Source organism: Streptomyces sp. NPDC002619 (genome assembly GCF_042889305.1).
GTDB lineage: Bacteria > Actinomycetota > Actinomycetes > Streptomycetales > Streptomycetaceae > Streptomyces.
In genome coordinates, this window is the sequence record NZ_JBIAQV010000003.1 from 202,816 (window position 1) to 216,175 (window position 13,360).

The 13,360-nt window shown below is 72.4% G+C and carries 13 protein-coding genes; 9 read left to right on the plus strand and 4 right to left on the minus strand.

Annotation, left to right across the window (positions count from 1 at the left end):
- Window positions 1–85: 85 nt before the first annotated feature.
- Entirely contained in the window at window positions 86–1,657 is a 1,572-nt protein-coding gene (locus ACFYXB_RS08095; protein WP_389579030.1) for a carboxylesterase/lipase family protein, read from the plus strand.
- An 88-nt stretch (window positions 1,658–1,745) separates the two neighbouring features.
- Here the strand turns inward: ACFYXB_RS08095 and mmuM are convergent, their stop codons facing one another.
- The gene (gene mmuM, locus ACFYXB_RS08100) at window positions 1,746–2,681 is read right to left on the minus strand and encodes a homocysteine S-methyltransferase (protein ID WP_389579033.1); all 936 of its coding nucleotides are present in this window, start codon (window positions 2,679–2,681) and stop codon (window positions 1,746–1,748) included.
- A gap of 389 nt (window positions 2,682–3,070) precedes the next feature.
- On the opposite strand from mmuM, the gene ACFYXB_RS08105 reads away from it, so the two are divergent.
- The 4 genes from ACFYXB_RS08105 (at window position 3,071) to ACFYXB_RS08120 (ending at window position 6,603) form a co-directional block, all read left to right on the plus strand.
- Window positions 3,071–4,780: a DUF2264 domain-containing protein gene (locus ACFYXB_RS08105; RefSeq protein ID WP_389579036.1), complete on the plus strand. Its 1,710-nt coding sequence runs from the start codon at window positions 3,071–3,073 to the stop codon at window positions 4,778–4,780.
- Window positions 4,781–4,795: 15 nt separating this feature from the next.
- Window positions 4,796–5,164 carry a VOC family protein gene (locus ACFYXB_RS08110; RefSeq protein WP_389579039.1) on the plus strand — a complete coding sequence of 123 codons (369 nt, stop codon included), beginning with the start codon at window positions 4,796–4,798 and terminating at the stop codon, window positions 5,162–5,164.
- Between the two features lie 68 nt (window positions 5,165–5,232).
- On the plus strand, window positions 5,233–6,063 hold the full coding sequence (locus tag ACFYXB_RS08115; RefSeq protein WP_389579041.1) for an isocitrate lyase/phosphoenolpyruvate mutase family protein: 831 nt from the start codon (window positions 5,233–5,235) through the stop codon (window positions 6,061–6,063).
- Window positions 6,064–6,162: 99 nt separating this feature from the next.
- On the plus strand, window positions 6,163–6,603 hold the full coding sequence (locus ACFYXB_RS08120) for an NUDIX hydrolase (protein WP_351348522.1): 441 nt from the start codon (window positions 6,163–6,165) through the stop codon (window positions 6,601–6,603).
- Here the strand turns inward: ACFYXB_RS08120 and ACFYXB_RS08125 are convergent.
- Genes ACFYXB_RS08125 through ACFYXB_RS08135 form a run of 3 tightly spaced genes read right to left on the minus strand, consistent with a single transcriptional unit; the run spans window position 6,584 to window position 9,387 of the window.
- Window positions 6,584–7,321, minus strand: coding sequence for a hypothetical protein (locus ACFYXB_RS08125; protein ID WP_389579044.1), 738 nt, complete (start codon window positions 7,319–7,321; stop codon window positions 6,584–6,586). The genes ACFYXB_RS08120 and ACFYXB_RS08125 overlap by 20 nt on opposite strands.
- A 51-nt stretch (window positions 7,322–7,372) precedes the next feature.
- Entirely contained in the window at window positions 7,373–8,761 is a 1,389-nt protein-coding gene (locus ACFYXB_RS08130) for a hypothetical protein (protein ID WP_389579047.1), read from the minus strand.
- A gap of 26 nt (window positions 8,762–8,787) precedes the next feature.
- Window positions 8,788–9,387 carry a WHG domain-containing protein gene (locus ACFYXB_RS08135; RefSeq protein ID WP_351348530.1) on the minus strand — a complete coding sequence of 200 codons (600 nt, stop codon included), beginning with the start codon at window positions 9,385–9,387 and terminating at the stop codon, window positions 8,788–8,790.
- A gap of 145 nt (window positions 9,388–9,532) precedes the next feature.
- Here ACFYXB_RS08135 and ACFYXB_RS08140 point away from each other — a divergent pair, with 145 nt between their 5' ends.
- The 4 genes from ACFYXB_RS08140 to ACFYXB_RS08155 all read left to right on the plus strand — a co-directional run bounded on the left by ACFYXB_RS08140 (window position 9,533) and on the right by ACFYXB_RS08155 (window position 13,356).
- Window positions 9,533–10,132, plus strand: coding sequence for an ArsR/SmtB family transcription factor (locus tag ACFYXB_RS08140; RefSeq protein ID WP_389579051.1), 600 nt, complete (start codon window positions 9,533–9,535; stop codon window positions 10,130–10,132).
- Window positions 10,129–11,424: an MFS transporter gene (locus ACFYXB_RS08145; RefSeq protein ID WP_389579054.1), complete on the plus strand. Its 1,296-nt coding sequence runs from the start codon at window positions 10,129–10,131 to the stop codon at window positions 11,422–11,424. Before ACFYXB_RS08140 ends, ACFYXB_RS08145 begins: the two co-directional genes overlap by 4 nt.
- Before the next feature lie 365 nt (window positions 11,425–11,789).
- Window positions 11,790–12,077, plus strand: coding sequence for a helix-turn-helix transcriptional regulator (locus tag ACFYXB_RS08150; protein WP_389579534.1), 288 nt, complete (start codon window positions 11,790–11,792; stop codon window positions 12,075–12,077).
- Window positions 12,078–12,105: 28 nt separating this feature from the next.
- Window positions 12,106–13,356 carry an MFS transporter gene (locus ACFYXB_RS08155; protein ID WP_389579056.1) on the plus strand — a complete coding sequence of 417 codons (1,251 nt, stop codon included), beginning with the start codon at window positions 12,106–12,108 and terminating at the stop codon, window positions 13,354–13,356.
- Window positions 13,357–13,360: the final 4 nt, after the last annotated feature.

Genomic DNA, 13,360 nt, shown 5'->3' on the forward strand with positions numbered 1-13,360 from the left:
CCCTGCACGCACCGGAATACGGACGGACGATGTAGTGCTCTGTTGTAACCGGTACGCGTGGGTGGCGGGAGGAGTTGGTGGGCGGATGACGGCAGTTCAGGCGGGCCCCGTGGTCAGGACGCCGCACGGGGCGGTGCGCGGCAGGTACGAGCGCGGGGTCGCCGTGTTCCGCGGCATCCCGTACGCGGCCCCGCCCTTCGGACCGCGCCGGTTCCGGCCGCCTCAGCCGCCCGAGCCCTGGGACGGCGTGCGCGACGCGGGTGCCTTCGGGCCGACGGCGCCGAAACCGCCGTACTCCGACGCCTTCGCGCACTATCTGTCCGATCCGGTCGTGCCCGGCGACGACTGTCTCAACCTGAACGTGTGGACACCCGAGCCGGGCCCCGCCGCGCGGCTCCCGGTGCTGGTGTGGCTCCACGGCGGGGCGCTGACCAGGGGGTCCTCGGCGGTACCGGTGTACGAGGGGCACGCGTTCGCCCGGGACGGAGTCGTCCTCGTCTCCGTGAACTACCGGCTCGGCGTCGAGGGCTACGGACTGTTCCCGGACGCGCCTCCCAACCCAGGGCTGCGCGACCAACTGGCCGCGCTGCGCTGGGTGCACGAGTCGATCGTGGCCTTCGGCGGCGACCCCGACCGGATCACCCTGGCGGGCCAGTCGGCCGGCGCCATCAGCATCGGCGCCCTGATCGCTGCCCCGCAGGCCCAGGGCCTGGTACGGCGGGCCGTCCTGCAGAGCGGGCCGCCGGAGGCCTCCGAGCGCGACAAGGTACGGCGGATGGTGCGCCGTATGGCGACCCGGCTGAAGATCCCCGCCACCGCCGAGGCCTTCGCGGCCGTCGACCCGGAGCTGCTCCTGAAGACCCAGGCCGAGGTGGGCCGGCTGAGCAGCCCGGTCCTGGGCGGCCCCGCCTTCGGCGTCGTCGTCGACGGCGACCTCGTCCCGCGCGACCCGCTGGCCGCGCTGATCGACGGGGAGGCCGCGACGGGCGTCGACCTGCTGTTGGGCTGGACCCGGGACGAGTACCGGCTGTGGCTGGTGCCGGGCGGGCTCATCGAGCACGTCGACCGGCTCGGCCCAGTGGCATTCGCCGCGGCGATGGCCCGCTGTCACTGCGGCCATGAGGTGCCGCGCGGCTACCGCGCCCTGCACCCCGACGCCGGCACCGCCGAGACCGTCGGCCAGATGGTCACCGACCACCTGCTGCGTCTCCCGCTGCACCGTCTGGCCGAGGCACGCCCCGGATCGTCGTACGTCTACGAGTTCGCCTGGCCCTCCAACCTCCCCGACCTCGGCGCCTGCCACGCCCTGGAGCTGGGCTTCGTCTTCGACACCGGAGACGCGCCCGAGTCGCGCAAGCTGGCGGGGGAGGGCGGGCCGCATGAATTGTGCGAGGAGATGCACGGGGCGTGGGTGCGGTTCGCTGCCGCGGGGGAGCCGGGGTGGGAGGCGTGGGACTCGTCGCATCCGGTGCGGATCTTTGGGGGCGGGGAGCCGTATACGGCGTATGGTCCGCGTGACGCCGAACTGGCGCTCTGGTCGGCCGAGAGTGGTGCCGGGGCGCCGCCGCCTGCCGACGGGGCTTCGGCCGCGCGTGGCAGGGAGTTGGCGTCCGCGGTGCGTCGGCTGCGGCGTACGGTGGGGGCGCGTTTGCACTGAGCATGTGCTGCCGATGGGCGGGTGCGGGTCTCGTCGTGGCTGGTCGCGCCCACACGGCGGAGCCGCATAGTGATACAGCCCCGCGCCCCTATGGGGCGCCTGCGCCACCCAGGGTTCGAGCGATCGACGTGATTGCGTCCGGGCCCACCCGGCAGCAACCCCCGACCAGCCGCGCCCCGGCGTCCCGCCACGCCTCAACCTGCCCGGCACGGAAGGTGGATCGGCCTTTCCACGCGCGCGTACCCGCGTCCCAGGCCTCCCCGCTGTTCGGGTAGACGACGACGGGCTTGCCAGTCACACGGCCCGCCGTCCTGACCGCGAGTTCCACGTCCCCGGGTGCGCAGCAGTTCACGCCGACCGCGATCACCTCGTCCGCGTCGGCGGCCAGGGCGAAGGCCTCCTCCAGGGGCTGCCCGGCGCGGGTGCGGTCGCCGTCGATCGTGTACGACAGCCAGGCCGGCACCCCGAGCCCGCACACCGCGCGCAGCAGTGCCGTCGCCTCGTCGGTGTCCGGGAGGGTCTCGAGCGCCAGCACGTCCGGCGCGGCGCCGGCCAGCACTTCGAGGCGCGGGCGGTGGAAGCGCTCCAGTTCGGTGACGCTCAGCCCGTAGCGGCCGCGGTACTCCGAGCCGTCCGCGAGCATCGCGCCGTACGGCCCGGCGGACGCCGCCACCCACAGGGGCCGCGCGATGCCCTCGCGGCGGGCCTGCCGTACGGCCTCCCGAGCGAGTTCCACGCTGAGCGCGATCAGCCGGGCGGCCTCCTCCCGACCGATTCCGCGCCGGGCGAAGCCCTCGAAGGTGGCCTGGTAACTCGCGGTGATCGCCACGTTCGCGCCCGCCCTGAAGTAGGCCAGGTGCGCCTCGGTGACCGCCTCGGGCCGCTCGGCGAGCAGCCGCGCCGACCACAGCGCGTCACTCAGGTCGTACCCGGCGGATTCGAGCTGGTTGGACATGCCGCCGTCGAGCACGAGGGACCCGGCGGCGAGTGCGTCGCGCAGGCGGGGCGAGGTGGTGCCGGTCATGCCATGGACGTTAGTCGAAGCGGCGGGAAGGCGGCGGCGCAGGTCAGATGGCGTCGAGTTCCACCTGAACCTGATGCTCGCCCGCGCCGGGGAGGAGCAGCTGGACTACGGCGGCGGGCGAACCGTCTCCGCCGAACTCCCGTACAGGGAAAGGGGGGTTGGCGCTGGCGTTCCTGGCGGGCTGGGCCGCCGGGGCCCGTGCGCTGGCACCGCGGCTGGGGTTCCCCGAGGCGCCCAGCGCACGCTGACTTCGGTCCCGGTGCAGCCTGCGGCGGACCAGGGGTCTGGAAAGCGCTTGCGCGGAGCGGTAGCGTCCAGCGGCCAGGCCCGGGGTGTCCCGACCGGAACCGGGGCGCCCTGGGTCACGCACGGAAGGGAACAAGCCGCTGATGCACCTGCCCGACCCCGACCACACGCTCAGCCCGTACACCGGCTACACCCGAGCCCACTGGGAGGCCGCCGCCGACGCCCTGCTCGACGCCGTGGAGCCGTACGCCACCGACGACCGTGCCCTCTACCACCTCCCCGGCGACCACGTCAGCAGCTCCGGTCGCCTCTCCGACGGCCTGGAGGGCTACGCCCGTACGCTCCTGCTCGCCGCCTTCCGCCAGGACGGGACCGTGCTCGGCCGCTACGCCGAGGGCCTCGCCTCAGGCCCTCTTGGCGTGTGGCCGCGGATCGAGGACCGCAGCCAGCCCCTGGTGGAGGCGGCGTCGATCGCTCTCTCCCTGCGGTTGACCAGGCCCTTGCTGTGGGACCGGCTGGACGAGCCCGTTCGGGAGCGGGCCGCGGCCTGGCTGGCGGACGCGCTCACGGCCGAACCCTGGGAGTGCAACTGGGAGTTGTTCCCGGTAACGGTGGGCGGCTTCCTCCAGGAGATCGGCTACGAGGTGGCCGCCGCCCACAAGGCGATCGACCACGGCCTGGAGCGGATCGAGCAGTGGTACGTCGGGGACGGCTGGTACACGGACGGCCCGCGCCGCGCCTTCGACTACTACAACGGCTGGGCCCTGCACCTCTACCCGGTGCTGCACGCCTGGCTGGCTGACGCGCCCGACATGCTCGATCTGTACGGCGGCCGGCTCGAGCGCCATCTCTCCGACTACGCCCGCCTGTTCGGCAGCGACGGCGCCCCCATGCTCCAGGGCCGCTCCCTGACCTACCGCTTCGCGACGGCGGCTCCGCTGTGGCTGGGCGCGGTCACGGGCCGTACGCCCCTGTCGCCGGGCGAGACCCGGAGGCTGGCCTCGGGCGCGCTGAAGTACTTCCTGGACCGGGGCGCGGTGGACGGGAACGGCCTGCTGTCGCTGGGCTGGCACGGTCCCAACGAGGCGATTCTGCAGGGCTATTCGGGCCCAGCCTCCCCCTACTGGGCGAGCAAGGGCTTCGTGGGCCTCCTCCTCCCACCGGACCACGAGGTATGGACGGCGCCGGAGGAACCGGGCCCGGCGGAACGCACGGACGCGGTCACACGGATCGCGCCCTCCAACTGGCTGCTCCAGTCCACCAGTTCGGATGGCCTGGTCCGCCTCCACAACCACGGCAGCGAGGACGTCCGCTACGACCCCTACTACACCCGGCTCGCCTACTCGACCGTGACGGAGCCTTCGGCGTCGTACGACAACAGCGTGATCGTCGGTGACGATCCGAGCCGTAAGGACATCGTCCCGCTGGGCGTCGGCGACGGCTGGGCGGCCTCCAGGCACACGGTCCGCGGCGGCGTCACGGTGACGAGCCTGGTGGTGACCGAGGGCGCGGTGGAGGTACGGGCCCACCTGGTGGCGGGGGCGGCTGCGGGAACGCCGGTACGGGTGACGGGCTGGGCGGCGGGGGACGACGTACGGGCCGAACTAGCGCCTGCTCTTGGCATGTCGGAGGACGGCGCAGGCACGACGACCGAGACCCCCACCCTCTTCGTGGCCCTGGCCCGGCTCACCGGCGAGGCGGAACCCCTGCCCCTCGCGGAGCTGGTGTCCGTGGAGGCGCGGGAGGCCAGGGACCTCGACGTCCACTGGGCCTCCGGCACGGTGATGGAGTTCCGGTTCACGGCGTCGGGCGGACCATCGACGGAATTGTTGTGGTCGGTGGCGCCCAGGTGAGCGAGAATCCCCGCCATGACTTCCAAGATCCGGCACGTCACGATCGACAGCGCCGACGCCTACGCCCTTGCCGCCTTCTGGGCACAGGTCCTCGGCCAGCCCCTGCACGAGGACGACCACCCTGGCGACCCGGAAGCGCTGATCGAGGCGGCCGGGCTGCTCTTCGTCACCGTGCCGGAGCCCAAGACCGTCAAGAACCGCGTCCACCTGGACCTCCAGCCGCAGGACCGTACCCGGGACGAGGAGGTCGCACGGCTGCTCGAACTCGGGGCGACGCTCGTCGACGACCAGCGGAGGGAGGACGGGACCGGTTGGGCTGTTCTGTCCGATCCCGAGGGAAATGAATTCTGCGTGGAACGGAGTGCGGCGGAACGCGGGGAGTGAGGGGGCGGGAACAGCTTGCCTCGACACTTCGGCCGGCGCCGAAAGAACCCGGCCCTAGCGTTCACCGTATGAGGCACTACACCGCACCCACGTCGCCCGCCGACCCCGTCACCAGCACGGTCGGGCACGCGACCCCTGGTGCCGCCTTCGTCGGTCTTCACCATCAGCCGGGGCGGCCCCTGTTCCTGCCCAACGCCTGGGACCACGCCTCGGCCGCTGCCCTCGCGGCGCGTGGGTTCGCGGCGGTCGGGACGACGAGTCTCGGGGTCGCCGCCGCTGTCGGGTTGCCCGACGGCGCGGCAGCCACCCGGGACCAGACCCTTCAACTCGCTCTCACCCTCGGCAGCGGGCCCTTCCTCCTCTCCGTCGACGCCGAGGGCGGCTTCAGCGACGACCCCGGGGAAGTGGCCGAGTTCGCCAAGGAGTTGTGGGCCGTGGGGGCCGTCGGGATCAATCTGGAGGACGGGCTCGGGCCGGTCGAGCGACACGCGGCGAAGATCGCCGCCGTGAAGTCCGCCGTCCCCGGGCTCTTCGTGAACGCCCGTACCGACACTCACTGGCTCGGGGATGGGCAGGGGACTCTTCGGCGACTCGACGCCTATCAACAGGCCGGCGCCGACGGGGTGTTCGTGCCCGGGCTCACCGATCCGGCCCGCATCTCCGACCTTGTACGGCACCTCGACGTACCCCTCAACATCCTTCACTCGCCTGACGGACCCACCCTCCCCGAACTCGCCGCGCTCGGTGTGCGTCGCGTCAGTCTCGGTTCGTTGCTCTACCGGCGGGCCCTGGGCGCGGCCCTCGACGCGGTGGACGGCATCGTGGGCGGGCGTGCGCCGAGTCGTGGTACGACACCCTCGTACGGGGAGGTGCAGGCGCTGGCCCGCGGGGACGGGTGAGACCGAGCGCACAGCCCCGTTCGGCCGATCCTGGTACCGTGGATGCTTTCGTGGGTATCAGACGTATTGGACTCACCACCGGCGAGGGACCGAGGAACCATGGACATGGAGATCCCCGGCGAGAGGCGACTGGCGGCCGCCGTCGTGATGGACGAGCAGGGGCGCGTGCTCCTGGTGCGCCGCAGTGAGCGTGAGCGGTTCCTGCCGCGTGTGTGGGGCGTGCCGTGCGGGAAGCTGGAGGCGGGCGAGAGCCCCGAGGACGGCGCCCTGCGCGAGCTGAAAGAGGAGACCGGGCTGCTCGGCGAGGTGGTCCGGCGGATCGGCGAGTCCTCCTTCGTCAGCGAGTACCGCGGGCACGAGGTCAAGAACTGGCAGGACAACTTCCTGGTCAGGCCGTTGACCCGGCATGTCACCCTCCCGGAGTACGATCAGGACTTCGCCTGGCTGCCGCCGGACCGGCTGTCCTCGGTCGACATCGACGACTACAACCGCGACATCGTGTGTCAGGCCCTCGGGGCCCTCACACGTACGAGTTCCTGAGCAGTTCCGCCAAGTCGCTCAGCGCGGCCAGATAGCCCGGCACGTCCAACGGCACCTTCGCCACCGCCCCGGGATGCGGACCGCCCGCCGTGAACACATCAGTGTGGCGCCGCCGTTCGGCGCCCGTCTCCAGGAACAGCGTCACCGTAGGCGCGTTCGTGTCGCACGAGGCGCGGTGCAGGGTGTGCGCGGGCAGCGCGTAGGAACTGCCCGCCGCGTACTGGCCCACATGCGTCAGCCGCAGCCGCGCCGGTCCCGCCGGCCGCAGCAGCCAGTTCGCCGACCCGTCGTCCGACAGTGACTCCTGGTATCGCTCCGCCGCGATCCCGCCGCCCTCGGCCCCTGACTCGTACAGCTCCATGGCCAACCGGCCCCGTACGACATAGGACGCCAGCGGGGAACGGTGGTTGTGGACGTCCTCCTCGGTGGGCGAGCCGGCGCCCGGATGCCAGACGTGTACGCGCAGCATGAGCCGGGGGCCGCCGTCGATCAGCAGCAGCTTGTCGAACCCGAGGACGTGCCGGTACGACAGCCGCGCACAGCCCTCGGGATCGCCCTCGCCCGAGGCGAGTTCGGCGATCAGCTCCAACAGGCGGTCGGAGGAGCCGAGTTCGGCCACCGCAGCACGTGCCGCTGCCACAGTCTCGTCCTCGGACAGCGCGCCGCCCAGCGTCCCGGTCAGCAGCCGCCGCGCCGCCTGGACCTGCCGACCACCCATGCACTCACCCTTCAACTGCCGTACGGTCATGTCGTGTTCAGGCGCCCTCAACTAAATATGCGGGCGATACATCCATACGGCATGGGCGCTCAGCGCCGAAAGACCTTGATAGGTCATCCACAGCGGGCGCCGCAGTTCACTCCCGTCGCCGTGGTCCCAGCTCCAGATACCGTTCGTCTGCCCCGCCCACACCGCGGCGAACGCCCCGTCGAGGCGCTCCCGCCACCGCTCCTCCAGACCGTCGGCGACGGCGACCTCCCGCGCGCCCGGTGTCGTCAGGGCGCGCACCAGCCAGGTTGCGGTGAAGTGCCGTACGTACAGAACCTCGTGACGGGCCGGGTCGTCGGGGTGCGAACGGCGGACCTCCTCACGCAGGTGCGCCACGTCGGGGCAGGTGTCGTGCCGGGCATCCGGGCACGACAGCAGCCAGCGCACCCCGTCCTGACGGGCTGCGCGTGCTCCGGCCGTCTCGCCCAGCATGCGGGCCGCACGATCGAGGGCGACCACCGCCTGCGCGGTGTGCAGCGCCGACGGCCGGCCGTACGGCGCGTGCAACCGGTAGGCCCAGCCGCGCAGATGGTCGCGGCGCTCGTCGTCGACCGCCCCGTCCACCAGGGCCTCGCACAGCGCGGGCAGGGCGGCCGAACGGGGCGCGGCACGCAGCAGACCGCGCAGCACGGTCGTAACGACGTGCGTCGACTCCCGCCCCGCCGGGTCGAGTTCGCGAGTGAAACCGGCGGTGCAACCGGTCACCTCGGCCGCCAGCCGGTCACCGGAGGAGCCCGCCCGTGCCAGCGCGCCCAGCACCAGCGCCGTGATCTCCGGCCGGGCCTTCATTCCCTGCGTCCGTGCCGACCAGCCGCCGTCCGGCAGCCTCAGCCGCCACAGCGTCTCCACCAACTCACCCGTGTTCAGGCGGCCGTCGGGCACGCCGAGGTCGAGCATCATGTGCAGGCCGTACGCCGTGCTCAGCGCCGTCGGCGGCGACGCGGCGCCCTCGCCCAGGGAGTGCGACCAGCCGGTGAGCCGTCCGCGGACCGGGTCCTCGACGACGGTCACCCCGTCGACCAGCTTCTCGTACGCGGCGGAGAACACCCCGGGCAGCGGCCCCGGCAGCTCGGGCGGCGTCTCCTGCACGGGCACCACGTCCGCTCGTGCCGCGCCGGCGGCCCTGGCGCGCAACAGCGCGGCCGCCAGCCAGGCCGCCACCGTCGTACCGACCCCGCTCACCACGGAGATCAGCCACTTGGCCGCCTCCCCGCCGAGCGAGTCGGGCAGCACGCCGAACAGGCCCTGGAACACGCCGTATCCGGCCGCCACGCACCCCAGACTCGCCAACTTGCCGACGAACCGCGCCGACGGCGAGCCCGCATCCGGCGCGGGCACCGGAGCCGTACCGTCGGATCGCAACGGCCCGCGTCCGAGCTGCTGTTGGGACAAGACGCTCCCTCCCCAAGGCGTCCAGTCTAAGTGGTGGCTGAGGCCGACGGGGTGGGCGTTTCCCGGGGCCAGTGCGTGAGCGTGATGTGCAGGGCGTCGACCGCCTTGTCCCAGGAGGCCCGCACATCACGCGGGGCACCGAAGCCGCCCGCCGACTCCAGGGCGCAGTAGCCGTGGAACGTGCTGCGCAACAGCCGTACGGCGTCGGTCAGATCGGGTTCGTCGAGGCCGTACGCGCGCAGCATGCCGTAGGTGATCTCGGCGGTGCGGCGCAGGGCGGGTGAGTCGGCGATCAGGCTCTGGTCGATACGGATCTGGGTGGCGGCGTAGCGCCCGGGCCGCTCGAGGGCGTACGACCGGTACGCCCCGGCGAACGCCACCAGCGCGTCCTTCGCGGCCCGCCCCGCGACGGCCGCCGCGATCCGGTCGATCATCTCGGCGCCCGCGTACAGGGCGAGGCGGGTGCGCAGGTCGTGCAGATTCCTGACGTGCGAGTACAGACTCGCATCCTTCACCCCGAACCGCCGGGCCAACGCCGACAGGGTGACGTTCTCGAACCCGACCTCGTCGGCGAGTTCGGCTGCCGCCGCGACCAGCCGGTCGGCGGTGATGCCTGCGCGAGCCATGGGGTGGGGTGCCTCCGAAACCGTTGATCATCAGCCAGTCGCCCGGCCCAACATACCCAGGCACATGGTTCATCGCATGAGCACCGGGAGGCCGGACAGATGTGAGAGTTGACTCTCAGGCTTTATGAGAGAACACTCTCACACCATGGCATCGGGCAATCGCTACGGCGACCTGGAGATCACCGACCCCAAAGCCATGCGGGCGCTCGCGCACCCCGTACGGCTCGCCGTCCTGGAGCGGCTGCAACGGCACGGCCCCGCCACCGCCAGCCAACTCTCCCCGCACGTCGGCGCCACCCCGTCCGTGACCAGCTGGCATCTGCGCCATCTCGCGGGTTTCGGCCTCGTCCGGGACTCCGACGGCTCGACGGACCGGCGGGAGCGGCGGTGGGAGGCGGTGGCGCGCGGCTTCCGTTTCGAGGTGCCGGAGGACGAGGACGGGCGGTCGGCGGCACGGGTACTGTCCGGGGAGATGTTCGCCCGCACCGCCGAACTGCCCCTGCGCTGGCTCACCGAGACCGAGCCGGGGCTGGAACCCGGATGGGCCCGGCACGCGGGCGCGGCCAACACCCGGATCGTGATCTCGGCGGAGGAACTGGCCGGGCTGCAGGACAAGTTGGAGGAACTCGTCGCGCCGTACGTCACCCGGGACGCGGCGGACCGGCCGGACGGAACCCGCGGCGTACGGCTGCTGATGTACGCGCTGCCGGAGGGCGCCGACGGGACCACGGACACGGCGGAGTGACCGGCTCGCTCTGGCGCGACCGGCGCTTCGTCCGCTTCTGGGCGGGGCAGACCGTGTCCCAGTTCGGCGACCGCGTCACCGAACTGGCCCTCCCGCTGATCGCCGTGGCCGCGCTGCACGCCTCCGCCGCGCAGGTCGCCCTGCTGACCGCGCTGTCCTGGGCCCCGAACCTGCTCGCTTTCGTGCTCGGTGCGTGGGTGGACCGGCGGCGCGGCAAGCGTGAGCTGATGGTCGCCGCAGATCTGGTGCGCGCCGGTGTGCTATTGACGCTGCCGGTGGCCGCGCTGTTCGACATGGTGACGCTCGGCCAGGTGTATGCGGTGGCACTGCTGACCGGGCTGGCGGGAGTGGTGTTCGGGAATGCGTACCAGTCCTTCTTCGCTCGCCTGGTGCCGCGTTCGTCGTACGTCGACGCCAACAGCAAGCTCAGCGCGTCCCGTTCGGCCTCCTTCATCGCGGGACCCGCGCTCGGCGGCGGGCTGGTCCAGCTGCTGACCGCGCCCGTGGCCGTGGCCGTGGACGCGGTGTCGTTCCTGGCGTCGGCGGTGCTGGTGGGCCGTATCCGCGTCGACGAACCGGTGTCGACCGCTGACGAGGGTTCGACCGCCGGCCCCTCCTTGTTGCGGAGCGCGCGCGAAGGCCTCACCTTCATCGTCCGCCACCCGGTGCTGCGGTCGGCCCTGGCCTGCACCACCACGCTGAACTTTTTCACCTTCCTCGCCGGAACCGGCCTGCTCGTCCTGTTCGCCGACCGGGAACTCGGCGTGTCCGCGGGCGTGATCGGGCTCGCGTTCGGCGCGGGCGCGACCGGTGGTCTCCTTGGCGCGGTGACGGCACCCCGGATATCCCGGCTGATCGGCGTCGGGCGCAGCGTGGCGGTGGGCGCGGTGCTGTTCCCGGCGCCGTACGCCCTGGTGTGGGCGGCCGAGGGTCCCTTATGGGCGCGGGCCGGGGTGCTGGCGGCGGTCGAGTTCCTGTCCGCCTTCGGCGTGATGCTCTTCGACGTGAACCTCAACTCGCTGAACGCGTCGGTCATCCCGGACGCCCTGCGCAGCCGCGTCGCCGGCGCCTACACCACGGTCAACTACGGCATACGGCCCCTGGGTGCCCTGACCGGCGGAGGCCTGGCCATGGTCATCGGCCTGCGCCCGACGATCACGGTGGCCGCGGTGGGCGGCGCCCTGTCCCTGCTGTGGCTGCTGCCGTCGCCGATACCCGGCATCCGGGGGTTGGCCGGCCGGAGCTGGACTGACGTGCCGGCCGACCTCGCTCCCCCGATGCCTTCAGAGTAGGTACGCGGCGAGGCGCCGAGTCACCTGATCCCGCCCGCTGTTTCTCCGATCCGCGCCAAGGAACCGCCGCATGGCAGGGCGCGTCAACGGGGAGAGGCTCAAGTGGAGGACGGGGGAGGTCTCTTCATGGGTGATGGTGCGTTACGCATCGAGCGGGCGGGAGTCGACGAGCTGCAGACCGCGGCGTCGTCGATCCTCGCTCCGCTCTCCGTGACGGCCCCGGATACGGCGGCCTTCCGCGCCGACATCGACGCGGCGGCGCTGGGACGGCTGGCCGTGGCCCGCATCCGCGGCTCGGAACACCGGGTCACGCGCCCGCCCCGCGTGATCACGTCCACGTCCTGCTCAACATCTCCGACCCGGCCCTGTGCGGCGAGTCGGTCGCGCGGGCCCACGCCATCTCGCACCGCCATCTGCACCGCCTCTTCCACCGGACCGGCACCTCCTTCGCGACCTGGCTCCGCCAGGAACGGCTGGCCCGCATCCGCCGCGACCTGCTCGACCCCGCCCACCTCGGACTCACCGTCGCGGGGGTGGCCGCCCGTTGGGGCTGCGTCGACACGGCCCACATGGCTCGCGCGCTCAAGCAGCAGTACGGGCAGACGGCGCGCGAACTGCGCCAGGAGTGCGTGAGGATGTCGAGGGGGCGCTGACCGGGGCCTCGAGACCGAGGGGGCATGGGTGACGCGGGAAACGCAACGCGAAGGAGAGGCGGGTACCGCGGAGGCACCCGCGGCACGTCCCCTCTGGCGGCAGCGGAACTTCGGGATCTTCTGGGCCGCCCAGACCCTCTCCGTCCTCGGGGACTCCTTCGCCCTGATCGCCCTGCCCCTGCTGGTGCTGGAAGCCACGGGCTCGCTCGCCCGGATGGGGCTGCTGACCGCGTTGGGCGGGGCCGCCTCGGTGCTGGCGGCCTTGTTCGCCGGGACCGTGGTGGACCGGGTGGACCGGCGGCGGCTGCTCATCGGCTGCGACCTGGTGCGGATGGTGCTGTACGGGGTCGTCCCGGTGGTGTGGCTGTTCGGACCGCACGTCTGGCTGCTCTACACCGTCCTTCCCGTGTGCGAGGCCGTCGGCATGCTGTTCGCCGTCGGCTACGTCACCGTCGTACGAGGACTGGTCGGCACCGCTCAACTGACGGAAGCAAACGGCCGGTTGAACGCGACGGCAGCGGCGGCCGGGGTGCTGGGCCCGCTCGGCGCGGGCGTGGTGGTCGCCTGGTCGGGACCGGCCAACGCGGTGGCCGTGGACGCGGCCAGCTTCGGGGTCTCTGCGGCATGCATGCTGCTCGTACGGCTGCGGGTACGCGCCGGTGACGATCGCCGGCCCCGAAACACGAGCCTCTGGCGGGACCTGCGCACAGGGATCTCCTTCCTCTACGGGCACCCGGTGCTGCGCGCCCTCACCGCCCTCCTCTTCGTGTTCAGCTTTCTCACCCTCGGCCTGACCGACCTGGTCATCTACCACGTCAAGCACGACCTCGGCCACGACGACGGCACGGTCGGCACCGTCATGGCGGTGGGCGCGCTCGGCACCATCGCGGGCTCCCTCCTCGTCGCCCGCGTCCGCCGCCGCCTCGGCTTCGGGCCGACCTGGATCGGCTCGGTCGCGGTGTGCGGGCTCGCCTTCGCGGGCCTCGGCTGGTTCAGCCCGGTCCCGGCAGTGGCGGCGCTGAGCGCGGCCTACCTGGCCTGCGTCGCCATGGCGGGCACCTGCTCCATGTCCCTGCGCCAGGAAGTCACCCCGGAACACCTCCTCGGCCGCGTCACCTCCGCCTTCTGGACCTTCCAGTACGCGGCGGCCCCGATCGGCGCTGCCCTCCTCACCTGGGTGGCGGAACACCGGGGCACGACTCCGGTGGCCCTGATCGCGGGCGCCGCCTGCACCCTGATCGCCGCGACCGCCCTGGGCACGGCGATCAGGCGGTCGTGAGCCC